This window comes from Desulfoconvexum algidum, assembly GCF_055382125.1.
On record NZ_AP042394.1, the window covers coordinates 4,650,597 to 4,675,897 of the forward strand.

Genomic DNA, 25,301 nt, shown 5'->3' on the forward strand with positions numbered 1-25,301 from the left:
GTCCGAAAAAAATATCACTGGACGGGTTTGACCACGCACATGGACCAAACATTGCCAATGCCGTCTACCTTGGCCACCCACCCCCTAAAGCGTTCGTTAAAGGTGGCTTCAATGATATGGGGATTGTACAGGGGCAGATAGGGGATATCTTCAAGAACCATCTCCTGCATCTTCCAGATGAGTTCCTTTCGTTTTTTCGTATCAATCAGGGCCATCTGATCTTCGGAAATCTTATCAAACTTAAGGTTATGGTATCCGCTCATATTCCAGCCCCGGGGTTTGTCATTTTCAGAATTAAAAAAGGATCGCAAATAATCCGGATCCAGATCCAGCCGTCCATAGCCCAGGATAAAGGCATCAAATTCGTGTTTCCCCTTAACCGTATCCAGCAGGGAACTAAAGGCCATGGGGCGGGCAGAGGCGGGCAGTCCCAATTCCCTGACCCATTCTTGAACCATGGTACCGGCAAAGGCCCGCTTGGGATCATAGTCGGCAGGGGGGGTCAGGATAACAAATTTCTCCATTTTTTCCCCCGAGGGCAACAGGATATCAGAGGGGGCAACAATCTTACCCTCTTCGTTCACCGGCGGGGTGTCCCAGGAATACCCGGCCTTTTTGAGCATTTCATGGGCCAGTTTGATCCGCTGATCATGGTCCAATCCCTGTCCGTATTTTCGGACGTTGGGATTGTACCAGAAATGGTTTCCAGAAGGGACAACCGAATGCATGGGAGTCCCAAAATTCTGTAAAATCCGGGTCAAGATAAACTCCTTGTTGACCACCGTGGCAACGGCCTGGCGAAGGGCCTTGTCGTTAAAAGGGACTTTTCTTAAGTTAAATCCCAAATAATACAAGGCACTTTTTTTATTAAAATACAGGTCAATATTGGTCTGTTCCTTGAGATCCTTGATATAGCCCGGCTGAATATCGCCCCAGTAATAATCGATATCCCCTTTTTTAAGGGCAAGGATAGCCACATCCGAGGTGCCGTAAACTCTGAATAAAAGGCTGTCCACATAGGGGCCCAGCAGATGATTGCCGATCTTCTGGCCTGTGCCGAAAAAATACGGATTTTTCTGCATGTGAATATAAGCCCCTTTTTTATGTTCAACCAGGGTGAAAGGACCTGTTCCAAGCGGCTTCTCAATGGCATGATCCTGGAGGGAACGAAGGGGTTTTTCCTTGGTCAAAGCCTCCCTGGCAACTGCTTCCCATTCTCGCTTGGAGACCATGGGGGCTGTCATGACCCGGGACATGAAAATAGCAGAGGGTTTGCTCAGATAAAAGACAACCGTATGGGCATCCGGGGCTTCAATTTTTTTAATGATATTCCATTTGCTGTAATATCTGGGAATTTTAAAATCAAAAAATAATTGTTTGGTGAACAACACATCATCACTTGTAAAATCTGACCCGTCGGACCATTTGGCAGATCGAAGCTTCACCGTATAGCTCAGAGCCCCCTGATCAAAAACCGGCATTTCCTTGGCCAGCCAGGGAATGATTTCAAGGGTTTCAGGATGACGATGATAGAGGGGCTGATAGATCTGGGACAAAATCCTGCGGGAGTTGGCATCGGTCCCCAGCCACAGGTTCAAGGACCGGGGTTCTTCAGGAAGACCTATCCTCAAAAGTGCGGGGTCACCCGATTTTTGGCAGGAAGAAAAAAAACCTGCAATTGCAACCAGCAGTACGCCCAGCAACAAAAGGTTAAAACAGAATTCAGCCCGCCACTTTAACCGATTGGTTCCCTTGTTTTGACGCAATAATTTTCTCCTCGATAAAATCCACTAGGGTTGACTCAAGCTTATCATTATTAAACAGGTTAATCCGGGGAATCCCCCCGGGGCTCACACAATTGACCTCAACCAGTTTGTCTCCGATCACATCAATTCCCACAAAATACAGCCCATCATGAATTAATTTGGGTTTTATTCTTTCACAGATATTCATTTGTGCAGGCGTTACCTCATGTTTAAAGGCCTGGGCACCTGCATGGACATTGGTTCTAAAATCACCGGAAATAGATTTTCTGCCCATGGAGCCCAAAATGTTACCGTTGAGCAGCAAAATCCTGACATCCCCGTCATCCTTCACCGATTTCATATACTCCTGGACCATGATCGGGGTACGTTCCGGATAGGGTTTTCCCGCCTGCACATAATAATTGATCAGGGAATTGAGATTCTCAGGCTCCCGGTTGCTGACCTTGATAACCCCGTGTCCCCCGTGCCCGTGCAAGGGTTTTATCACCATGTCACCGCCAAAATCATCTATGATTTTTCGCAATCTTCGAGGATCCCTTGACACATGAGTTTGGGGAATAATATCCGGAAAATTCAAGCTATAGGCCTTGGAATTTCCATTGATCTGACCGATGATATTGTTAATCATGAAAACTTTGTCACTGACAGGCCCCAGAAACTCCATGGTTTCGTAAACAAGGGGGGGGTCTTTTCTCAAAAAAAGGACATCCAGGTCTGTTACGTTTTCAAAAATCAACTCTTCCCTGTCCAGGCACTGGATCAATTGGCCCCAGTATTCGGTAATGGGAAGATTTTGTTCCACTGTGATCTGACGCATTCTGGCAACCACTTTATTCTTACGAATATAAACATCGTGGGGTTCTAAAAAATAGACGGAATGTCCCCGTTGGTTGCATTCATACATAATATAGGCAGTGGTCTCCCAAACCGGATCAATCTGCCGCAAATCATCCATCAAAAAACCGATTTCCATCATTTCTCTGCCACAACTCCCGATTAAAGGTTTCTGACTCAAAGCCACTGACCAAGCTAAACCTGCTGACAAAATACTTTCATGAAGATCTCTTCTTTTTATGACAACCCGATGGGATTGTCAAACTTTAATCACCCTTTCATAAACCCCGGGACAAAAGGTCTCGATTGGTGTATCTTGAATACTCTGGCAATAAAAACCTCAGGAACAATCAAAAGCCAACATACGGGATAAAAAACATGAGCGATACCCTGTTCATACAATTTTACGGCAAAACCAACAGCGGTTGGTTTGACCTGTGCAACGGATTTTCAGATACCTTTGACCTGTGTAAAAGCAAAGGAGATTTTCTCTGGATGGAACATGAACAAGACTATGACAAATGGTATGATGAAAATACCTATGGGCATCTCCCCTTGCCCATACACAAAGGAACCGTCTATGTCTCTGCCAGTTATGTGAACCATCTTTACCAGGCCTATATCTGGGCAACCCAATATCCTGATATCTCTTTTATTGTGGGGGGACCTGTTGCCTCGGAAAGATGTACCGGCAAAGAGGGCTGGCAATCTGTCCATTTCAAGGTGGAGGGTCAATTGCCCCCCAACCTGACCCTCACCGGCCAATCCATTGAGTCTTTGTTTGGCGTACCGGAATTTTCCGGGACCTGGAAGTTTGAGGTCCCGGAGGTCATCCCCCAAGACAGCCGGGTTTATTTTTCCTATACCCTGGAAAATTTATGCTATTGGAAAAAATGCCCCTTTTGCTCCATTGCCCAGCACAGCATGGAACACTTCAGAAAAAGGCAACAAATAAACCTCGAATTCAAGGACATGGATTTTACCGGGCACAAAATAGTGAGGCTCAATACCGGCTCCATCACCCCGGATCATATACGACAGATCCTTCCCCTTCTTCCCAAGGGCGACAAGATTGAATACCGGTATTTCATGCGGGCAGCAAAAGCGGAAACCGCTGCCTTAAAACAGGTGGTGGCACAGCTTGACGGAGACATCCCAGCCAGCACCCTGGGGTTTGGCATTGAATTCCCATCGGACCGCATGTGGAAATATTTAAACAAGGGAACCCATATGGATGAGGTGCTCGAAACCCTTGATTTTTGTATGCAAAGCGGCTTCAAGGTCAACGCCAATGTGATCCTGGGCTGGAACAATCTGATTGAACGAGACCTTAAAGACCTGGAAGGTTTCATGGACAACCTGTCGGAACAGGCCGTCACCACCCTCCAGCTCCGGTGGCTGTTTGCCCACCCCTACACAAAAATTTACGACACCTATGACGGGGTTCAAGACACCATCCGGCTGGGCCCCTTTAATTGCGGGTTCAATGTAAGGGTGGATGACAAACAAAAAGAGCTGAACATGGCTGCTGCCAATATCATCAAAGAAAAATGCGATGCAAAAAAAATTAAGCTGGAAGGCTATAAAAACCTGAAAAAAGGACAATTATAGCAATCGTTATCAATCTTGAATTTCCCCTTGAATGGTATTTGCACCGTATCCCAAATGGCGTATTAGTGAGTTGGCAATTCTCATCTCAGATGCATCTTTTTGATAATCGTGACTTTGGGTGAGTCCGTTTGCAATATGGCGGATCAAATCTGCCAATAACTCACCCCAGGCATCTCTTTCATCCATTTCAAAATTTGATGCTTCTTCCCACATTCCTAAAAGCATAGACACTTGAATATCTTTGTTTCCGATCCAGACTCGAATCATTTCCATGGCATTTGGATCATCTTGAACACCTTCGGGTATTTGTAATTCATTCATTTATTTTTTCCTTAATGTTTCTGCATTAACAGTTACCTGGCAAACAGCTCTTGCAGGATATTTAAAATTTCGTTCTGGGCGTTGCTATTGATTAACCCAAGTCTTTTGACAAGCCTTTTTTTATCAATGGTTCGTAATCAAATGCCCGAATTGTTAACCAGTAGCTTTCTTAATAAATATTAAAACTCTATGCTAAATAACCGTTTGCAAATGATTTATTAAAGTATTCTCATTTACAAATGTTAGCTCATACATGCTTGTCATGCCTTGTGCTTGTTCTTGGCTTAGACCAAAAACACAAATAACAAACTGATTTTTTCCTATATTGAGCTGCTTTCGTAATGATAAATATTTATTAATATCTTGGCGAAATTCTCCTGATTTGCACTCGATGCAAATTGGAATTTCATTTTCAGTTAAAAAGAATATATCAAGCTCATTAGAATTACCTCCTGAAAAAGAGATATCAAGGTTTCTGGAACATGCAGGTGTTATTTTTTTTTCAAGGAAAAATTCTAACAACTTCATCAAAGCAAACCATTCCATCCAAATTCCGTTAAAAAATTCTCGGATTTTCGGAGCCGTTTGAAGGGTAAGATAAATGATTTTATCTTTTTTTTGATAATGATATCTTGCCACAAATGAATACTCATGTAGAGTTTTACAAAAAGATGTTATTTGCTGAATTTCTTTTTGATTTTTCTTTGAAAGTTCAAGTTTGACATTTGTGAAGCCTTTATTTTGGATATATTTTATCTGGCTGGCCACAAAATTTAGCACACTAAAATTGTTGCCGATAAGCAACGCAATTTCATCAAAAAAGCCCGTCGTATCGACAGCAGATGGATTGATTTGAACTTGAATATTTTGTTTTTCAAACCACTGAATTATTGGGACAAAGCTATTGTCCTGAGTGAAAACATTTGTGTTATGGATATCGATACCTTCCAATGTAAAGGTCTCAACTGTCTCTTGAGCGGAGTTATCATTGGTCAATTCTTTACGTAATTTGTGCAATTCCTTTGTTTGGGCAATATGCTTTTTTATCAATGCGTTAAAGAAAGCAATCGTATCGTAAATGGTTGCAGCATTATCACATTTCGGACATTTAACAGATTTTCCGATATAATCATTTCCCACTTCTCGAATATGTCCGCATTTGTTGCATCTAAAAATTGCCATAATGATTACTCTCGTTTTTTTAAAATTACAGATTTATCATTTAATATCAAACCTATTTGCCTTAATATTAGCAAATTTCCATAATATCAGGGCAAGTGAATAGAACTTTTTTCGAAGGCATAGCGCTACAATCAGTTTTATAGGAGATAATCATTTCCTTTCAAAGAATGCAAGAGGAATGATTGATTGCCATGCTCGGTAAAATTACGGATACAGAGGCAAGAGGTGGGGTGAGGTTTGAGCCAAATTTAAATGCTGCGGTCCGCATGGATGCGGTGGATCAGCATTTACCTCGAACCGGGACACGGACGTCCCGAGAGAATGAGGAGCAAATCTTCCCTCTCCTCCTGCCGGAACCAGCTGAAAACATGTCATATTACCCCATACCCTATCAGCAGTCTTTATCTCACCGTATAGGTGTTTGGCCCAAAAAAGTAAGGTTTGAGCTATTCCGTTGTTAAAAGATAAATGATGCCAAAGCACAGAAAGAAAAGGTTTGCCAGCCAGGCCGCAAGAATTGGCGGCAGGGAGCTGCCATATCCAAGAGACATGAAAAATCCATGGACAAACCAATACATGAAAGAGATGATGATGCCGATGGTGATGGCCCGGGGAAGACTCTGCCTTGAAAAAGGTCTCATGCCCGTGGCAGCCCCTGTCAGGGCCATTATAAAACAGATAAAGGGAAATGCCATTTTCCCATAGAGATCCACCACATAGGTAGTGGCATCGTATCCTTCGTTTTCCACTTTTTCAACATATCTTTTTAGCTCGAAAAATCCCATTGCTTCAGATTTTTTGACCAGTTGCCCTATATCTTCAGGTTTGATATCTACTTGAACCGTCTTGGTGTCAAACTGTAGAACATCATATTCTTGTGTCTCATGGTTATAGATTTGCTGGATACTCTTTTCAAATATCCAGTTGCCGTCCTTGTAATGGCCTGTTTGCGCATCAAGCCTGTATTCCGGCTGAAACCCTTCGCCCATGGAGATGATGGTGATGCCTGAAACAGACTTGTTTATCCTATTATAAAAATTAAAATGGATCAGCTTTTTATCCGACTTGATCCATATATTTTTCCTGGTCTGGGCAATATTATTATTTTTTTGTATGACGGTGTTTTTGATATGGTGAACTTTTATCATGGATATGGGCACAAGAATTTCACCCAGAAGAAACATGGTAATCGCCAATACCAGACCTGAAAAAAGAGCCGGCCTTATGAGCAGATAGGTGGAAATCCCTGAGGATTGCAACGCCAGAAGTTCATTGTTCCGGTTCATCAGCCCGAAAACAAAGATATTGGCCAAAAGCACGCTGGCAGGGGCTACCTGCACAAACATGAAGGGAATTTCCAGAATCACATACCACAGGGCACCCACCAGGGTAATATCGGAATTTAAAAAGCGATCCATCTTGGACAGGTATTCAATAAAAACAAACAGGACCAGGATAATGGACTGGATAATAAAAAATAATTTGAACAATTCCTTTAACAGGTATTTATGCAAAGAGGGCATGGTTAAGGTTTCTTTGTGAACGAGCGTTTAAGGACATGGGCAGATGTCACCATAAATTTGGGCAGCCGGACAGGCCTGTCCTTTGCATTTCGGATCAACAGATAGATACCGGCACTGCCCAGCACCACATTTGGCATCCACATCCCTAAAAATGCTGGGTAGGCGCCGCTTTCTCCCAAAGACCATCCGGCGGCCAGCAGCAAATAATATAATAAGAAGAAAAAAAGCCCCAGACTGAGCCCCGAAGATTTCCGGGTGGAACTGGACTGCACTCCCAGGGGAAAGGACAAAAGGCCCAGGGCAAGACAGGCAAAGGGAACTGAAAATTTTTCATGGAGTTCCATCAAGGCTTCATTTAACTTGGTCTGGTTCTTTATTCCCGAGCGGATAAATTGAATCAAATCCCCAAGGCTTCTTTCATCAAGCCGTTTGCTGGTATTACCGATATTTTTGTCCAAGGCAGCCAGGTCAATAACGATGTCATATCCGCCAAATTTTATATTATTCACAGACCCCTCTTCAAGTTTTACCTGGTTGATAGCACCATCATAGAGGCGAATGGTATAGACTTGCTTATTTTCCGAGGAAATAATTTTCCCCGACGGGGCGGTTGAGATACTGACCATCCCCTTTGTTCTTCTGTCTTCAATGACAATATCCTCCAACCCATGGGTTTTGACATCCACATGGGCAACATAGATCATCAGGTCATCCACCTGGGCATTAAACTGCCGCTCCTGCAATGCCATATCAATACTCGATTGGGCAAATTCAATACTTTTTAGTTTAAAAGACGTATTTGCCCAGGGCAAGGCAAGGATGGTAACCCACAGGGTTAAAAGGGTTCCTAAAACACAAAAAACCAGAACCGGGGGAAGCAGTTTATATAAAGAACCGCCGGCAGCCTTTAATGCAAGAATTTCATTTTCCCCTGACATCCGCATAAAGGTGAGGAGAATGGAAATGGTGACGGACATGGGAATGGTGAATTCCAAAAACCTTGGCAGTTTGAAGCCAAGCAGCACCAGAACAGAGGATACCGGGACATTATAGTTCATCACCATATTCGTGATTTCAGGAATCCTGGACATTAAAAATACAAATGTCAGAAAAAAAAGACTGCTTAAAAAGGGAAAAAACAATTCCCTGAAAATGTATTTATTGATGGTATTAATTGATCTCACCCCAATGAATAAATTTTGACATGGCAGCCTTGGCCCGTGCCAAAAGATATTTAAATTTTGTCATTTATTCCTAACCTGTCCGTGTGATGAGATAGACGCCAAGACAAATAATAATCACCCCCAGCCACCTGACAATGCCCATGTTTTCATCAAAAAACAAAAACCCGGCAAAGGCTGTCACCACATACCCGATGCTTAACAAGGGGTATGCAAAACTGACCTCCACCCGGGAAAGCACCATCATCCATACCATCACACTGATGACATAACAGGTCAAACCGGCAAGAACAAAGGGATTCACGCTGGCCCGTATCAGTATGGGAAAAAAATTTTCAAGGGAAAAGCTAAAGGATCCAATCACCCTCATTCCCTGTTTTATTGAAATCTGGGCAAAGGCATTGAGCAATACGCCGACAATAATCAAAGGGATATATTTATTCATCCGGGGTCTCCACTCGTTTAAAATAGGATAAACGCAAATCCGTTGCTGCCGGTGGAATCTAAAAACACCGGCGTGGGCAGATTTGTGCTGATCTCATCATACATTGTCTGACTGGCAATCAAAGCCATTTTTTGTTTTCCCGCATTTTCCCTAACCAATTTATAAAATTGTTTATAGGTCAGCAATCGGGATTGGGAACCCTTTTGTTCGAGGCCATAGGCCAACTCACCACGGCCCAGCATAAAGATATCCTCCCGTTTAAGAAACCAGCAAACCGCCTTTAGCGGTGTTGACGGTGAGAAAACAAGGGTTTCTTTATTGATCCGGGTCTGATTCCTTTGGATAAGGGCCCCGGGGTTTTTTCGCAAAACCGTTTTATCCGGCACAAGAAAAGGAGCAAAAAGATATAACAACAAAGGAGCCGCCGCAACCAAAAGTATTTTTTTTGCAGGGTCTCGGACGGTTAAACTTGTTTTGAGCACCCCAAAAAATACAATTAAGACCGCAAAAAACAGCCATCCTTTCCATTGATCTGCATAGGCAAAGGGAGCCAGGGATTTTACCATGCCGGTTTGCAAAATAACAAGGGCGATGATAAGAAGCCCCACAAACCCCATTAGCCCCATCACCCCCTTGTCAAACCAACGGGTCTTCCTGGTATTAAAACACGCATCAAGACCCGTTGACAGCAGAATGGCAAGGGCCGGAAAAATGGGCAAAAGATAGGTGACAAGCTTTCCTGAAGAGCAAGAAAACAAAAGAAAGGGAAAGACAAACCAGCAAAGGGCATATCTTAACAGGGGGGTTTTGAATCTATCGTTCCAAAGACCTGCAATGGCTGCAGGCACCAAAAATGTCCAGGGGAACAGGATTCCCGGAAGCGCCAGGAAAAAGAAAAAAAAGGATTCTTTATGCTGGGCACCCCCGGAAAGAAATCGTCTGACATGCTCATGCCAAAAAAAGAAATTCCAATAATCCGGTGCGTTCAAGTGGACAAGAACCGCCCAGGGCAATATGACGACAAGTGCCACCAAAATGGGTATCCATGACATGGAAAAGATTCTTTTATAGTCTCGTTCCCATAAAAGGAAGGGGACGATAACACTGATGGGTAAGGCAAAGGCAAGAAACCCCTTGGTTAAAAAAGCAAATCCGCAGAAGACACCGGCAATGACCATGTAACCTCGATGGGAAAAAGGCTGGTCCCGGCAGGACCAGGCCAGAAAGAAGAAGCCGATGCATGCCGTAAGAAAAAAAGAAAACATCCCGTCAAGGAGACTGAACACCCCAAGTCCGTACACCATAAAAAAGGTCAGGAAAACACTGGTTGCCAGAATGCCCATTCGCCTGCTGTTTAAAAACCGCCGTGTTAAAAAAAAGATAACCAGGGCAGACACCCCTGCACTGACGGCAGAGGTGATACGGACTGAAAACTCATTTTCTCCAAAAATTTTCATGGCAAGCCCGTTGAGCCAATATCCCATGACCGGCTTCTCAAAATAGAGCAAGCCGTTGAGCCGGGGAACAATCCAGTCTCCGGAAACCATCATTTCCCTGGGAATTTCAGCATAGCGGACTTCGTCGGGAATCATCAGGGGTCTGATCCCCAGGGGAAGAACATAGAGGCATAAAAAAACGAACAAGATGAGAAAAATGAGGTTTTTCATGGGGTCTCTATCCTGGTTCCGCTTGATTGAAAGGCAACCTTGCCCTGACGGCCCCTTATTTCTTTTTGAATGACACGGCATTGATCTTCGGGCGGAAATTTAGCAAGCAGATGTCCCAGAGGAAGGATGGAAATATTTTGGGCAACGGCCTGTTTGATAAACGCCTCAAAAAGATCCCGGCAATAAAGCCCTTCTGCTTCGGCATGTATGGTTAATACATTCAGCTGGCCCGGTTTTATCAATGACAGCAAAAATGGGTTATAGGTTGCATGGCTGAGACCGTTACGGCCGATGATCTCATCATAGGTGGGCAGGGTAACCGGAACCTGGGGCAGGCCCAGCTTATTTTTTTCCAGGATCGGCAGAAAAACATGGGATCCCCGGGTGTCGCTGTTAAATGAGAAAGAAAGGCGTTCTTTGATATTAAGCACCTCATCATTGCAGATCCAGCCGGGAGATGCAGAGCAGGTGGGAGGTTTCCCGGTGATGGCTTCCAGGCTTTCACACCCCCGGGCCAGGTCCTCAAAAATTTGCTCTTGACCCATGTTGAGGATGTGGGCCTGCCACTTATAATGATCCCAGGCATGGAGACCGATTTCATGGCCCGCAAGAGCTGCTGCGCGGATAATATCAGCACATTTTTTCCCGATAACAGGCCCGGGTAAAACAGTCCCCTTTAAAAGGATGTCCCACCCATAAAGATTCGGGGCACTGGACCGCAGCATTTTTTTCAAAAAATCAGGCTTCAACAACCTGAAGATATGCCGCCCCATGTTATCCGGGCCCACACAGAAAAAAAAGGATGCCGCGATTCTGTGCAACTCAAGAATTTTCAGTAAATTGGGGACACCCTTTTGGGTGCCCCGATGGGTGTCCACATCAATTCTAAGGCCAAGGACGGTCTCAGGCAATATCCTTGCCTCCCACTTCCTGGCGAAGGAAAAAATCCAGGGTTTCCTCTATGGACTGCTCCATTTGAACATGGGGTTCCCATTCCAAAAATTTCTTGGCATTTGCAATACTGGGCTTTCTGTGCTGAACATCCTCATATCCTTTGCCGTAAAAGGATTTGCTTTCAATTTCACGGATCCCGGCAAAGGGGGGAAAATGATGCCTCAAGGGATGCTTTTCAAATTTGTCCACAAGGGTATGGGCAAGCTCTTTGATGGATGCCTCATTGTCCGGATTCCCGATATTGATAATTTTATGGTTGCACCGATTGTCTTGATCTTCAATTATTCTAAACAAACATTCAACTCCATCCTTGACATCGGTGAAGCATCTTTTTTGTTCCCCGCCATCCACCAGCTGGATGGGGGTGCCTTCCACAAGGTTCAAAATTAATTGGGTGATGACCCGGGAACTTCCGATGCGGGCAGAGGAGAGGCTGTCCAGTCTGGGCCCTACCCAGTTAAAGGGTCTGAAAATGGTAAATTTCAACCCTTCGGTCTGGCCATAGGCATAGATCACCCTGTCCAGAAGCTGTTTGCAGCAAGAATAAATCCACCGCTGTTTCCGGATGGGCCCCAGAACCAGTTTTGAAGTATCCTCGTCAAAGTTCTCGTCATCGGACATGCCGTAGACCTCGGAGGTGGAGGGGAATAAAATCCGTTTCTTGTACTTGGCACAATAGCGAACGATGCGAAGATTTTCCTCAAAATCAAGCTCAAAAACCTTGAGGGGATTTCGGGTGTATTCCGCCGGGGTGGCTATGGCCACAAGGGGAAGGATGATATCACATTTTTTTACATGGTATTCGATCCATTCCCGGTGAATGGAGATATCCCCTTCATGGAAATTGAAACCAGGTCGGCCCATGAGTCTTTCAATGCTGTTGGAATGCATGTCCAGGCCGTGAACTTCATACTGGCCGCTCTCAAGGAGGCGTTCACTTAAGGCATTTCCGATAAACCCGTTTACCCCGAGGATGAGGACCTGTTTTTTTCGGGAGGCTTCGATCTCAACACTTATGTTGGCACCGAACTTCATGCCACAGGTCAGCCGCAGTTCTTTGGCTAGCTGCTCTCCGTTCAAGGTAATCCCCAATTCCAGCTGGCCCGCGTTTACCCGTATGGCACCCTGGCTGGCGGCAATCTCAAAGGGAGACAAGGACAGGATGGTTCCGGGAGCGGCATCATGGTCTGCCATATCATGGTTTACCGTGGACACAGAGACATCCCAGAAAATAATTTTCCGGGTACCGACAAAGGAAAAGGCGCCGGGATAGGGTTTAGTGACCCCCCTGACAAGGTTTCGAATGACATCAGGAGCTGTATCCCAATTGATCTCTCCGTCCCTGGGTGTTCTTTTACCAAAATAGGAGGATAACGCTGGATCCTGGGCTTTCCTTTGATGCCTGTTTTCCTTGATCAGCGGCAGCACTTCATCCATAAGCGCCGGCAGTGCCTGGGCCGCTTTGCGGTGGAGGGTGTGTGCCGTGTCCGAGGCTAAAATATCAATGTCTGCCTGGGCAACGATGTCGCCGGCATCGGGCTTTTTTGTCATATAATGCAGGGTAATGCCAGTCTGGGTTTCTCCGTTGATAATTGCCCAGTTAATGGGAACCCGTCCGCGGTAGGCCGGCAGTTTGGATCCATGCAGATTCAAACACCCCTGGGCAGGGATGTTTAATATGTTTTCGCCCAAAAGACTCCGATAATAAAATGAAAAAATAATGTCCGGTGCAAGGGCTTTGATTTTTTCTTCCCAAATGGGGTGATTTGCATCTTCCGGTGCATATACGGGGATATTATTTTCCGCACAAAGATCTGCCACAGATCCAAACCATATATTTTCATCCGGGTTATCCACATGTGTAAAAACAGCTGCAATATCAACCTTATTTTTTAGCAATGATTTAATCCCGCTACAGCCGATGTCATGGTAGGCAAAAACAATGGTTTTCATATTTAAAATCTCTTTTTTAAAATTTAAAATTATTTATACTATATCTAATCTGTTTCTAATAATTCACTATACTCTAATCTTTTTTTGATGTGAATCAAGGTTCGATGATAATTTTAGGAATTTCCCTGTCGGGCAAGATTTATTTACCCATAGCTGTCGTTGATGGTTTCTGGCTGTCCTTATCCACAACATTGCAAACGCTATAGCGCGGCCTGGCCCTTACATCGTTGTAAACACGGCCCAGGTATTCGCCCAAAAGTCCCAGGGCAAGGAACTGGGCTCCAATGAGAACAAATAAAACGGCAAACAGTGTAAACACGCCGTCTGCCGCCCAAACCGCCCCGAACATTAACCGCATCACCATCAAAAAGATGCCAAAGCCCACCCCCAGAAAAGAAATCATCCCGCCAATAATACTTAACAACCTCAGGGGAAAGGTTGTCATGCAGGTCAGCAAGTCAAATTGAAGGGAGATCAGTTTTAAGAAACTGTATTTTGAATCCCCGCTGGAGCGTTCCGCATGGGTCACCATGATCTCTGTTGTGGATCTGGCAAAGCTGTTTGCCAAGACAGGAATAAAGGTACTTCTTTCCGGACAGCTGAGAACGGCATCTATGATATGTTTTTTGTATGCCCTGAGCATGCACCCGTAATCATTCATCATGACGCCGGTCACTTTCTGGACTGTTTTATTGATGATAAAAGAGGATAATTTTCTAAAACTGCTGTCCTGCCGATTCGCCCTGACGCTCCCCACAACATCATAGCCCTTTTTTATTTGATCCACCAGATTGGGAATCTCTTCGGGCGGATTTTGCAGATCCGCATCAAGGGTGACAACAATCTCCCCCTTTGCCTGTTCAAACCCTGCCATTATAGCCGAATGCTGCCCATAATTTCTATTGAGCAGCACCCCTTTGATAATGCTGTTGTCCTGATTTGCAGCGGCAGATATGATATCGGCAGATCCATCATGGCTGCCGTCATCAATCAGGATGATTTCGCAGGGAGCGTCTATTCTTTCACACGCCCCCATACATCTTTCAATGAGTTCCGCAAGGTTGGCTGCCTCATTAAATACCGGAATTACAATTGAAACGAACAAATTTTCCTTCATTTCTTCAAGACCTTTTTAATTGTAGTCACCACCCGATGGACATCCTTGTCTGTCATATCCGGAAAAAGTGGCAAAGAAAGAATTCTTTGGGAATTCCATTCGGTATTGACCAATGCACCAGGCGGTATGTCAAGGGTCTCCCGGTAATACTTTTGAAGATGAACCGCTCTGAAATGAAGCCCTGTCCCGATATTATTTTTCTTGAGCTCCTCCATGAACTGATCCCTTGTCATTGAGGCTTTTTCAATATCAAGCCTTACAATGAAAAGATGCCATGAATGCCCTGTCTCCTCCCGGGGGGGGGCAAGGGGAATAATTTGCTCAACATCCTTTAATAGTTCAAGGTATAAAAGTGCAAGGGCTTCGCGTTTTTTGTTGAACGCTTCGATCCGTTTTAACTGGGAGATGCCCAGGGCTGCCAGCATATCCGGCAAATTGTATTTAAACCCCGGTTCAATCACCTCGGCCTGGGGCAGTCTTCCCTGGGTGGTCCTGTCAAAGGAATCAACCCCCAGGCCATGAAACTTAAGCCGTTGTATCCTTTGAACAAGATCTTTGTCATCCGAGCAAATCATCCCGCCCTCACCGGTTGTGATATTTTTTATGGGATGAAAGGAAAAAACGCTGGTACCACTGGCCCCTGTTTGAACCCCTTTATAGGAGGTCCCCAATGCATGGGCAGCATCCTCAATAATCTTTATTTTATGGGCGTTGGCAATTTGTCTCAAGGGATCCATGTCAACACTCGCCCCGGCAAAGTGAACCGGGATAATCAGTTTCACTCGTTCTGACATGCAAGCCTCCACGCTCTGCCTGGTTATCATGAGCGTATCTTTATCAACATCAGCAAAAACAGGGGTTGCCCCTGCCATGGTAATAAGGTTCACCGTTGATACCCAGGTCATGGAAGGGGTAATCACCTCATCCCCTTTTCCGATACCAAGGGCCATTAATAAAAGATGCATCCCCGCTGTCGCCGAAGTAAGCGCCACGGCATGGGGGCTGCCCGTATAATCACAAATATTTTTTTCAAATTCAGCATTTTTCGATCCAGTGGTAATCCAGCCGGATGTTAACACTTCATTCACGGCCAGAATATCCTGGGCATTAATGGAGGGTCTTGAAAATGGTAAAAAATCGTCCTCTTGTATGGAATTTGTTTTTTTGTGTGTCATATTTTTTTAGGCATCCTTATTTTTAAGCGCCCTTGTTTTTAAGCACCCTTGTTTTTAGCGGTTCAAATAGTTTGTCGGATATAGTATGATATATTTTCATATTTTTCTATATTTTTTGTCATTAACCAAAGGAAATCCACCCAGGATTTCCTTTCCTGGGGGCAATGGTTTTTAGGAACATTCAATTTGACCGCAGTTGATCCAGTAGCCGGATCGGGCTGTGTTGACATTATTTTTCAAATGATTATTTTATTTCGATATATTTAAGGAGGGACTCCATGGAAAAACAACCCCCAGTCCAACCGGTCAGTGCCCAACCACTCAGAGGACGGGTCAGCCTTGATCCGTTGCTTGCTTTCTGGGAAAAAACACTGGTACCGGAATGTACCCATATGCGGTCCATGTTTGGGGACTTAACCCAAAAACTACGCCATATTCCTGAACTCCAGGGCCCCATAAAGGATATTGGCATCTTAAATAAATACCAGGATATCATCAGACCATTGATGAGCCCCGTCTTTCCGGCGGCCTCCTTTAACCGGGACATTATGGGGGCGCTGACACCCTGCACCCTGGAGCCCTTTTTTGTGACCCCTGAGTTCCGGCGACTCTTCCTTGACAATGACAATTTTGTAAAGGCCAGCCTGGAGAAAACCAATAAAGCTGAAATCCAAAAAAAATTATCAAAAATTTATTTTCTCATCTTGGAACGAATATACGGATTTAGCTGCCAACGGCTTGAAAGTGTGGACATTAAAATTGTACCCGATGAAAAAAACGGCCTGGCCCGCTATTTCGGGGTGACTGCAGATTTTCAGTTTGTCCAGATAACCCCCTTGGGCAGCCCGAAAAAATTGTCAAAAAAAGACCGTGAAGACATCACAAACAATCTTACAAATCTGGATATCCTGGCCAAACACATTGATCTTGCCCAATTTGAATTTACAGGCTTTGCCATTGTGCGGGCTCTGGATGTAACAGAATCCGAGGTGATTTCTGCCCTTGAAAGGGATTTGATTGACCAGCACGCCATTTTTTCCTCCGACGGCATCAAGCACATGGAATCCAGGCTCCAGGTATTATTCCAACGGCCAGAACTTGCGGTTGGAATCGCTGCCCTCCAGGGGGATCAGGTGATGATCATCAAAAATGACTGTAGCTCCAATATCAACTGCCTCTTTTCCAACTCCCAACATGTAAACCTGAACGAGGTAGAAGGATCTGTCTGGATGCAGGCAGCCAGGAACAATGCGGTCCTTAGGGTACCGGATCTCGCCCAGAAGCCTGACCTGGTTCCAGTGGAACAACAGGCAGTTGCTTCCGGCATCCGCTCCATGCTGCTGTCTCCCTTATCCTACCAGGGGAAAATCATTGGCATCCTGGAAGTCTTTACCACCACCCCCAATGAACTGGGGCCCATTGATGCCATGCTCTTGCAGCAGGTCACCCCCATTTTTTGCGTGGCCCTGAAAAGGGGAATGGATGAATTGGACAAGCACGTTCAAACGATTATCAAGGAAAAATGCACGGCGGTTCACCCCTCGGTGGAATGGCGGTTTGAACAAGCGGCCATCAGCCATATGGAGCGTCTGCGCCAGGGCAGTACCACCTCTCAAATGGAACCTATCATTTTCAAGGATGTGGTGCCATTCTTTGGACAATCCGACATAAGGGGATCTTCCCTGGCCCGGAACAAGGGAATCCAGCAGGACCTGACCGATCAACTCTCCCTTGCCCTTGGTATCATGGAAACGGGTTCCAGCCTTCGCCCCTGGCCAATTTTAAAAGAATATAAACACCGGATTCAAACTAAAATCCAGGAAATTTCAGAAGGGGTTACCTCCAGCGACGAAAATTCAGTTTTTTCACTCCTGAATAAAGAAATAGCACCCATATTTAAAGACCTTGTGGGACTGGGAGATGATATTGCCCGTCAAATAGAGGCTTACACCCATTCCCTTGATCCTGTGGCCGGGATGATCTACAATAAACGCAAAGACTATGAAGAGAGCGTATCAAAGCTCAACCATGTGCTTTCAAGATTTTTAGAACAAGAAGACAGCCTGATCCAGACGGATTTTCCCCATTATTTTGAAAAACGCCAAACCGATGGCGTGGATTACATGATGTATATTGGTGCCGCCATGACCCAAAGCCAGCGACTTGCCAATTTCCATGTCCAAGACATGACCCTGTGGCAATTGATTCTGGCCTGCGGCCTTGCCTGGCATACAAAAAAAATACAACCCCAATTAAAAGTGCCCTTGGATACCTGCCACCTGATTCTGGTCAATCACACGCCGCTCTCCATTCGATTCCGATTTGATGAAAAACGCTTTGATGTAGATGGTGCCTATGATGTCCGTCAGGAAATCATAAAATCCCGCCTGGACAAAGCCCTGATAAAAGGATCAGGGGAACGCCTCACCCAACCCGGAAGAATTGCCGTGGTGTATTCCACCCCCGCCGAGGGCAGAGAAATAAGACAGCATATTAATTTTCTCATGAGCATTGGTAAGCTTGACAATGATCTTGAAATGCTGGATATAGATGACTTACCGGATGTCCGGGGATTAAAAGCCCTCAGGGTTGGGGTAAACCTGAAATCCATGGTCAGCAATAATATTATTGAGATGAAAACAGGATAAAGACTGCCGTCCCCCCTGCTTTGGAAATCTGCAGTAGTTGAACCTGTCAGTGTTAAATTGTGAGGAAAAAAATCTACCCATGATCGGAAAAAATAAAAAAAATGGGGTCAGAGAAATCCTTTTAATGGGGGTATTCTGGCGAATTCTCTTTATTGAAGCTGTCCTGCTGGTCTACTCTCTTTTTTATAGATGGTTCACCGAAGATGCCGGGCCCTCTGATCTCTTCTGGTATGCCATCAGGATTATCCTTCTGGTGGGAATTATCATTATTTTTATGATGGTCACCTTAAAAAAATTTCTCAAAGATAAAATTATTATACCGCTTGAATCCCTTGCAGCCGCCAACAAAGAGATCCAAAAAGATTATACCAAGGCCGAGAAAATAGATCTGGCAGATGATTCCCCGGATGAAATCAAAACCATAGTCACTTCAAGAGCTGCCATGCTCAAGCAGATCCTGGCGGTTTCCGAAGAACGATTGCACCTGGTCAATTTTATCAAAGAAACATTTGGGCGGTATCTTTCCCAGACAGTGGTGGATGAAATCCTGGCCTCCCCGGAAGGGCACAAAATTGGCGGCACTCGAAAAGAGGTCACGGTGTTGATGTCGGACCTAAGGGGATTTACCAGCCTGTCAGAGGACAGGGACCCAGAAGAGATGGTTCAATTGCTCAACCGCTACCTTGAAAAGATGTCCAAAATAATTCTAAAATACGACGGGATAATTGATGAAATCATCGGAGATGCAATTCTTGCTGTATTTGGTGCCCCAAAAAGCCATGGCAACGACCCGGAAAGGGCCATTGCCTGTGCCATTGAGATGCAAAACTGTCTGGCAATATTAAACATAGGTGTTCTTGAATCGGGATATCCCTGCCTTGAAATGGGTATTGGTATTAATACCGGCATCGTCATTGTCGGAAATATCGGTTCCGAAGTCAGGATGAAATACGGAATCGTCGGAGATGCCGTAAACCGGGCATCACGGATCGAAGCCAACAGCATCGGCGGCCAGGTGCTCATTGGCGAATCCACCCACAGCCAGGTAAAACCGACAACAAAGGTGATGCCGGCTCAGCATATTATGATGAAAGGCATGAAAAAACCCTTGGTTTTTTACTCCGTTTTAGCCATTGAAACCCAAGATTACAAAGTCGCACTAAAAGAATCTATTCCTTCTGATGCAAGGCTTGCCATAAAACTCCCCTTTCAGTACTGGACCATCCGGGATAAACGGGTAAGCTCCCTGCCCATCCTAGGAGAGACAATCACAATGGATGAGAGCAACATTTATGCAACAACAGACCAACCCATTGACCTGTACACAGACATTAAACTGAACTTTAACTTCTGTGTTGAGGCCCATTGTTTTGATGATATCTATGCCAAAAGCACCTCGACCCAAATGGAACAAAACCAGTTCTGCACAAAATTCAGCATTACAGCCATGGGTGAAAATGACAAAAACATCATCAGAAAATGGATGAAAGAAACATCTGTTTGATGGATTCGCCCACCACCCTGCGCCTTCTTTTCTCCTTGACAAGAAAGGCAAATTGTAATTGGATGTTTTACAGCTTTTTTTCTTCGACGCATTTTTAAGCCCATCACTATTTAAGGATTTTAGAATCACCATGACGCTTTCATCTGTTTTTTATTCAGGCCTTATAGGATATCAGAATAAAATTGCAAGGGCATTTTTAGCATTTTTCTGGGTGATGATATTCCTTGCCCAGCCCGGCATGGCACAGGAAAAAACACTCACGACTCCCATGGGGATATCCTTTGTCCTGGTTGAGCCGGGAACTTTCATGATGGGCAGCCCTGACACAGAACGATTTCGTGATACCGATGAAATCCATCGGTCCGTAACGATTGAAAAGGCATTTTATCTGCAAACAACCGAAGTGACTCTGGGTCAATGGCGAGCCGTCATGGGGAAAAAATGGTTCAAAAAACGCAACGGGACCGATGATATGCCGGTCACCCGGGTTTCCTTTTATGATTGTCTTAAATATATCGATAAGCTCAATAAAAAGGGAGTGGGGGTTTACCGCCTCCCCACGGACAGAGAATGGGAGTATGCCTGCAGGGCCGGCACAACCACCGCCTACAGCTGGGGAGATGCCATAGACTGCTCCAAGGCCATGTATGGCAATAACCCCAAAAAAAATGACGAATGTACCCTTTATTTACGTTCCATAAAGATTGCCGCCCATGGCCCGGCACCGGTCAAAACATTTGCCCCCAATCCCTGGGGATTTTATGATATGCACGGCAATGTATGGGAATGGTGTTCCGACAAATATATTCCCCGCAGGTCCGCCCCCGGATTCAAGGGATATAATCCTGTGGGTTCCAATTCCCATATCAGGAGAGGGGGCAGCTGGTATAAATACGGACGCTATCTTCGAAGTGCCAACCGGACCTATGCCCATCCCGGTGCAAAATTCTCCACCACCGGATTCCGACTCGTCCGTGAGGCAAATTAATGCGCACAAAGCTCCTAAGCCTGCTAAAAATATATGAAGAAGAAATCAGCCTCCTGCTGTGGACAATGGCCCTGCTGTTTATCATTCGAAGTTCCGGCATCATCTTAAACAACTATGCCGAGACTGCCTTTTTAAAACGATATGGGGTTGAATACCTGCCCATTGTCAATATGCTCAATGCCGTGGTCACTTTTTTTATCACGGGTGTTTTATCGGCTTTTCTAGGAAAAATGCCCGGCGCCAGGCTGCTCTCCTATGTGTTTATTATATCCGGGATCCTTGTAACCCTTATCCGGCTGCTCATCCCCTTTGGATTTGACCTGTTGTATCCATTGCTTTTCATGCTCAAAAGCCAGTTTGAACTGCTCCAGGCCCTGCTGTTCTGGAATTTATGCAATGATCTTTTCAATATGCGGCAGTCCAAACGACTGTTTCCTCTCCTGACGGCAGGCGGGGTGATCGGCCTAATCCTAGGCAGTTTCGGAACCAATTTCTTTGCAACAACCTTTAACCTGGACAACCTGCTGTACCTGTATCTTGTCACCACCCTTATGGGGGCTGGTATTGTCCAGGCAATGGGACGAAGTTATTCCACCCTGATCTTTCCGGAAAAAGTTCAAAAAGAAGGGGAAGGTGTCGAAAAAAAGCCCTCCATGATCCAGGAATTCAAGGCGGTATACCCCTTGCTAAAGGACTCAGTGCTGATCAAAATCGTGTTGGTCCTGACCTTTATGCCCAATGTGGTCATCCCCATCATGAACTATCAGTTTAATTATGCCATCAATGACCAATTTGCTTCAGAAGCAGCCATGATTCAGTTCTTTAGTTATTTTCGGGGGGGCTTGTATACCATAAGTCTCATCATCCTGCTCTTTGTGGGGAGGATATACGGGCGATGGGGCCTGCCCGTGGCCCTTATGTTCCACCCCTTTAACTATATGATTGCTTTTTTTGCATTTCTCTTCCGGTTTGATATGTTCTCGGCCATGTATGCCAGGATGTCCACCAATATCCTGCGAACCACCATCAACATGCCGGCAAACTCTATTTTAATCGGACTTTTTCCAGAATCCTACCGGAACATGATCCGTCCTTTTTTAAGGGGGACCGTGGTAAGGTTGGCCCTGTTTACAGGCTCCACCCTGATTCTGATCTCAAGCGCCTATTTCCACCCCCGGTATTTGACCCTTGTGGCCCTGCCCTTTGTGCTGGCCTGGATGGCAGCGCCCATTGTCTTAAAATCCAAATATGCCATGATCCTCAAGGAGATGATTTCAAATAACCTCCTGGACATCAAGAGCCTTGACCAAGAGGAACTGGGAAGTATTTTTAACCAAGACAAGGTGTTATCGGATCTTGAAACCTCTTTTCTGGCTGCCCGGGGCAAGGATGCCATCTGGTATGGCACCCTGTTGAAAAATTTTTCTCCCATAAAATTGGATACCCATATCCTCCATAATCTTGAAGAACAGGACCCGCCAACCCAACTGGCCCTGATCAAAATGATTTCTGAAAAATCCCGTGCCGCTGCCGCCAAGGCGTTAATCCGATTCCTGGATCCAGACAAACCAGAGGTTACCATTGCCATCCTGAAACTTGTCTGCCAGAATGATATCCGGGCCATCAACCGGACGGATTTAACCTTGTATATTGAACATAACCACCCGGTTGTCAGAGGATTTGCAGCTGCCTGCCTCTATTCAAGAGACCCGGAAAAGCACAGGCCCATGATTGAAACCTGGTTTGGGGCAGATGACCAAAACCTTAGAAAATCGGGCATTATCAGTGCCGGCTTGAGCAATGACCGGGAGTATGTTCGCGGCCTGCTGACCATATTATCGGAAAAAAAGATTGATCCCATCATTCCGGACATCATCAGAGCCCTGTCCCGGTTAAGGGCCAGGGAATTGAATGCCGTTATTTTCGCCTACCTCGCCTATGACCGGCCCGATGTCAGGACAGCGGCCCTGGATGCCCTGGAAATCAATGATGATTTCTCGCTTAAAAAAGCCATCCTTCTTTTAGGAGACAACACCGATCCCATCCATGAATTTGCCAAGGAAAAGATACGGACCGCTGCCTTTCAAAACAACAAACTGTTGGTTGAATCCTTAGGAATGCCCAGCACCCGGATTCGAAGGGGCGTGTTTGAACTCTTGGAAACCCTTGACATTAAAGAATTTGAAATTCTGATGTTTGCCAAGAAAAGCCTGAACAAAAGCTATACCTACCTTGCCATGGAAGAAAATCTAACCCATCTTTCCAAAAGTAAGATACGCGATCTTACCATTGAACATCTGCTGCAAAAAAAAGATGTGGTCCTTGAAAATATTATCCGGGTCCTTGCCATCCATGACCAGACAGGGAGGATGAAAACCGCCTGGCGGGGAATTTTTTCCCCGGACACCCGGCAAAGGGCCAATGCCATAGAGTTGCTCAGCGATATTCTGGACCGGAAAACCTTTAACGCCATGCTTCCCCTGCTTGAAAGCCCCACCCCGGCAATGGCTCTGTCAGAGGGAAAACATCTCGTAAAAATCCCCAAACTGGATCCGGAAGGAAAAGAGGTTCTTTCAACCCTGCTGACCTCTGAAGACTGGGTGGATGTCCTCATGGGATTAAACCTGATCAATGAAAATCCCACCCGCACCGATGCACAAAAAATGTTGAATGGGTTGGAACATTCGATCAATAAACATATTTCAAAGGAAGTTCAAATGATTTTAAATAAACCCAAGGAAACTTCAAATGATCCCAATAGAATTAAATCCACGGAAATATCCCTGGGGGAAAAAATACTTCTTTTAAAGGAAATTGAAATTTTTTCCGGGCTGAGTGTTGCCGAACTTGCCGCCATTGCCGCAGTAACAAAGGAACTGGATTATCCCGAAGGCAAAACCATCATCAAACAAAAAGATGTGGGGGAAACCGTGTTTCTCATCATCAAGGGACAAGTGGAAGTGATCATGGCCCAGACCGATGGCAAAGAAGTGATGCTGGATCATATTGGACCCGGCGGGGCCTTTGGGGAAATGGCATTGATCGATAATGCCCCCAGATCAGCCACCATAAGAACCATTGAGCCGTCCCAGTTCCTCATCCTCCACAAGCAAGAATTCAAAGAAACCGTCATGGAATTCCCCCGGATAGCGCTGCAGATATGCTCGGTGTTAAGCCTGCGCATCCGGGATCTCCACGGTAAAATCCCAAAAAAGGTTCAATAGAAATATCGGCATGAATCAGAACAAAAGTTGCCGGTTGCCCACTCCCAAAAACAGGCCTGTTTTTTTCATGTTTCCTTTTCTAGCAATCGTTCAATGGTATCGGCCAGATCATCCCGGCCCTGATCTCTGAGCAGAGGAATCAGGGGCCTGTAAAAGGGCGGCCGGACCCGAATCGTAATATCATATTGTTCAATATCTTCCACAGTCACCTCATCCGCCTCAAAGGCCCGGGTCTTGTGCAGCATCCCTAAAGCGGTGAGTTCTGTCATGGTCCGGATACATTTTTCGCAGCGCCCGCAGTTCAAATGGTCCGGGACATTGGCAAGACAGACCCGAAAATTTTGAAATGCCACATCCCAGCCAGAGACAATTTTTATTTTTTCCAGCCGGGACAGCTCATAATCCCGGTGGCGAAGTCTCACCCCGAAGCTGGAATATTCCGGGTCCAGCAAGGGATGGGAACCGCAGGGGTGCAAATTGGGAATATCATAGGAAGATGCGATAAACATCAGGTTTATCCTATTGCTGAAGGTATGGGCCATGGCGGCCAGAACGGCCCCAAAGAAACTGTCCAGCCACAACTCCCGCTCATCACACAAATGACGGATATTGGTATAAACCGGAATCAATTGCGTGTCTGCATCCCTTGTAATCTTTGAAATTGCCTCCATGGCCCGATCAAACACATGGTACTTGCTTCCCCGCTCAACCACACCGCCGATATCAAAACCGTGAAGAAAAAAACTGTCTCGGACATACCCGGGATGGGCCTTGGGGTAATGAAGCCGGTTTAACCGAAGGGCGGCAAGGGAATCCATGCCGCCGGACATAACCATACCGGCCCTGGGAGGGCTCAAAATTGGTATATTCCCCCGGGGGTTTGCCTCGATCTCGATGGGGGAATACCGGCGGCCGTTTGGCCCTTTTGTCCAGTGGGACAAAATATTCATGGCAACCCCTATCCCTTCCTTGAGAAAGGGACAAATCTTTTGATCCATAAAAATCCTTCGTTCGCCCAGATGAAGACCAGGCAAAAGGCACCCCACTAAGAATGCATCCGGGTTGGCCCCAAACCCTTGGGCAAAGGCAAGGGGGGTTTTTATATATACGGTTTGTTCAGGCCGACTGCAGTCTTCAAAGATCACCCGGGCTGAGGCTGTTACAAAGTCAGAATCGCGAGTCAAATTAAAATCTAAAATTTTCATTGG

18 protein-coding genes are annotated in these 25,301 nt (G+C 45.5%); 5 read left to right on the forward strand and 13 right to left on the reverse strand.

Annotated features, from left to right (window positions below):
* Positions 1–14: 14 nt before the first annotated feature.
* Both ACZ45G_RS21170 and ACZ45G_RS21175 read right to left on the reverse strand, forming a co-directional pair.
* Entirely contained in the window at positions 15–1,766 is a 1,752-nt protein-coding gene (locus ACZ45G_RS21170) for an ABC transporter substrate-binding protein (RefSeq protein WP_464172491.1), read from the reverse strand.
* Positions 1,723–2,742, reverse strand: a complete 1,020-nt coding sequence (locus tag ACZ45G_RS21175; RefSeq protein ID WP_464172492.1) for an ATP-grasp domain-containing protein — start codon at positions 2,740–2,742, stop codon at positions 1,723–1,725. Before ACZ45G_RS21175 ends, ACZ45G_RS21170 begins: the two co-directional genes overlap by 44 nt.
* A 236-nt stretch (positions 2,743–2,978) precedes the next feature.
* On the opposite strand from ACZ45G_RS21175, the gene ACZ45G_RS21180 reads away from it, so the two are divergent.
* On the forward strand, positions 2,979–4,211 hold the full coding sequence (locus ACZ45G_RS21180; RefSeq protein ID WP_464172493.1) for a radical SAM protein: 1,233 nt from the start codon (positions 2,979–2,981) through the stop codon (positions 4,209–4,211).
* Positions 4,212–4,220: 9 nt separating this feature from the next.
* On the opposite strand, the gene ACZ45G_RS21185 is transcribed toward ACZ45G_RS21180, so the two are convergent.
* From ACZ45G_RS21185 to ACZ45G_RS21230, 10 genes are all read right to left on the reverse strand, one after another.
* The gene (locus ACZ45G_RS21185; RefSeq protein ID WP_464172494.1) at positions 4,221–4,532 is read right to left on the reverse strand and encodes a DUF5076 domain-containing protein; all 312 of its coding nucleotides are present in this window, start codon (positions 4,530–4,532) and stop codon (positions 4,221–4,223) included.
* Positions 4,533–4,724: 192 nt separating this feature from the next.
* Positions 4,725–5,714, reverse strand: a complete 990-nt coding sequence (locus ACZ45G_RS21190) for a hypothetical protein (protein ID WP_464172495.1) — start codon at positions 5,712–5,714, stop codon at positions 4,725–4,727.
* A gap of 446 nt (positions 5,715–6,160) precedes the next feature.
* Positions 6,161–7,237, reverse strand: a complete 1,077-nt coding sequence (gene lptG / locus ACZ45G_RS21195) for an LPS export ABC transporter permease LptG (protein WP_464172496.1) — start codon at positions 7,235–7,237, stop codon at positions 6,161–6,163.
* Between the two features lie 2 nt (positions 7,238–7,239).
* Entirely contained in the window at positions 7,240–8,421 is a 1,182-nt protein-coding gene (gene lptF / locus ACZ45G_RS21200; protein WP_464172497.1) for an LPS export ABC transporter permease LptF, read from the reverse strand.
* A 70-nt stretch (positions 8,422–8,491) separates the two neighbouring features.
* On the reverse strand, positions 8,492–8,863 hold the full coding sequence (locus ACZ45G_RS21205; RefSeq protein WP_464172498.1) for an SMR family transporter: 372 nt from the start codon (positions 8,861–8,863) through the stop codon (positions 8,492–8,494).
* Between the two features lie 17 nt (positions 8,864–8,880).
* Positions 8,881–10,530 (reverse strand): phospholipid carrier-dependent glycosyltransferase, encoded by a 1,650-nt coding sequence (locus tag ACZ45G_RS21210; protein ID WP_464172499.1) that lies wholly within the window; start codon positions 10,528–10,530, stop codon positions 8,881–8,883.
* The gene (locus ACZ45G_RS21215; protein ID WP_464172500.1) at positions 10,527–11,441 is read right to left on the reverse strand and encodes a polysaccharide deacetylase family protein; all 915 of its coding nucleotides are present in this window, start codon (positions 11,439–11,441) and stop codon (positions 10,527–10,529) included. The genes ACZ45G_RS21210 and ACZ45G_RS21215 overlap by 4 nt, the downstream gene beginning before the upstream one ends.
* Positions 11,434–13,437 carry a bifunctional UDP-4-amino-4-deoxy-L-arabinose formyltransferase/UDP-glucuronic acid oxidase ArnA gene (gene arnA / locus ACZ45G_RS21220; protein WP_464172501.1) on the reverse strand — a complete coding sequence of 668 codons (2,004 nt, stop codon included), beginning with the start codon at positions 13,435–13,437 and terminating at the stop codon, positions 11,434–11,436. Before arnA ends, ACZ45G_RS21215 begins: the two co-directional genes overlap by 8 nt.
* A gap of 139 nt (positions 13,438–13,576) precedes the next feature.
* Positions 13,577–14,554 carry a glycosyltransferase gene (locus ACZ45G_RS21225; RefSeq protein ID WP_464172502.1) on the reverse strand — a complete coding sequence of 326 codons (978 nt, stop codon included), beginning with the start codon at positions 14,552–14,554 and terminating at the stop codon, positions 13,577–13,579.
* Positions 14,551–15,729, reverse strand: a complete 1,179-nt coding sequence (locus ACZ45G_RS21230; protein ID WP_464172503.1) for an aminotransferase class I/II-fold pyridoxal phosphate-dependent enzyme — start codon at positions 15,727–15,729, stop codon at positions 14,551–14,553. The genes ACZ45G_RS21225 and ACZ45G_RS21230 overlap by 4 nt, the downstream gene beginning before the upstream one ends.
* Before the next feature lie 278 nt (positions 15,730–16,007).
* Between ACZ45G_RS21230 and ACZ45G_RS21235 the strand changes: the two genes are divergently transcribed.
* The 4 genes from ACZ45G_RS21235 to ACZ45G_RS21250 all read left to right on the forward strand — a co-directional run bounded on the left by ACZ45G_RS21235 (position 16,008) and on the right by ACZ45G_RS21250 (position 24,093).
* Positions 16,008–18,377, forward strand: a complete 2,370-nt coding sequence (locus ACZ45G_RS21235) for a GAF domain-containing protein (RefSeq protein WP_464172504.1) — start codon at positions 16,008–16,010, stop codon at positions 18,375–18,377.
* Between the two features lie 79 nt (positions 18,378–18,456).
* On the forward strand, positions 18,457–19,881 hold the full coding sequence (locus ACZ45G_RS21240) for an adenylate/guanylate cyclase domain-containing protein (protein ID WP_464172505.1): 1,425 nt from the start codon (positions 18,457–18,459) through the stop codon (positions 19,879–19,881).
* Positions 19,882–20,011: 130 nt separating this feature from the next.
* Positions 20,012–20,869 (forward strand): formylglycine-generating enzyme family protein, encoded by an 858-nt coding sequence (locus ACZ45G_RS21245; RefSeq protein WP_464172506.1) that lies wholly within the window; start codon positions 20,012–20,014, stop codon positions 20,867–20,869.
* A complete protein-coding gene (locus tag ACZ45G_RS21250; RefSeq protein WP_464172507.1) occupies positions 20,869–24,093 on the forward strand; it encodes an Npt1/Npt2 family nucleotide transporter in 3,225 nt (1,074 codons plus the stop codon). Before ACZ45G_RS21245 ends, ACZ45G_RS21250 begins: the two co-directional genes overlap by 1 nt.
* 65 nt (positions 24,094–24,158) lie before the next feature.
* Here the strand turns inward: ACZ45G_RS21250 and ACZ45G_RS21255 are convergent, their stop codons facing one another.
* Positions 24,159–25,298 carry a hypothetical protein gene (locus ACZ45G_RS21255; RefSeq protein ID WP_464172508.1) on the reverse strand — a complete coding sequence of 380 codons (1,140 nt, stop codon included), beginning with the start codon at positions 25,296–25,298 and terminating at the stop codon, positions 24,159–24,161.
* Positions 25,299–25,301: the final 3 nt, after the last annotated feature.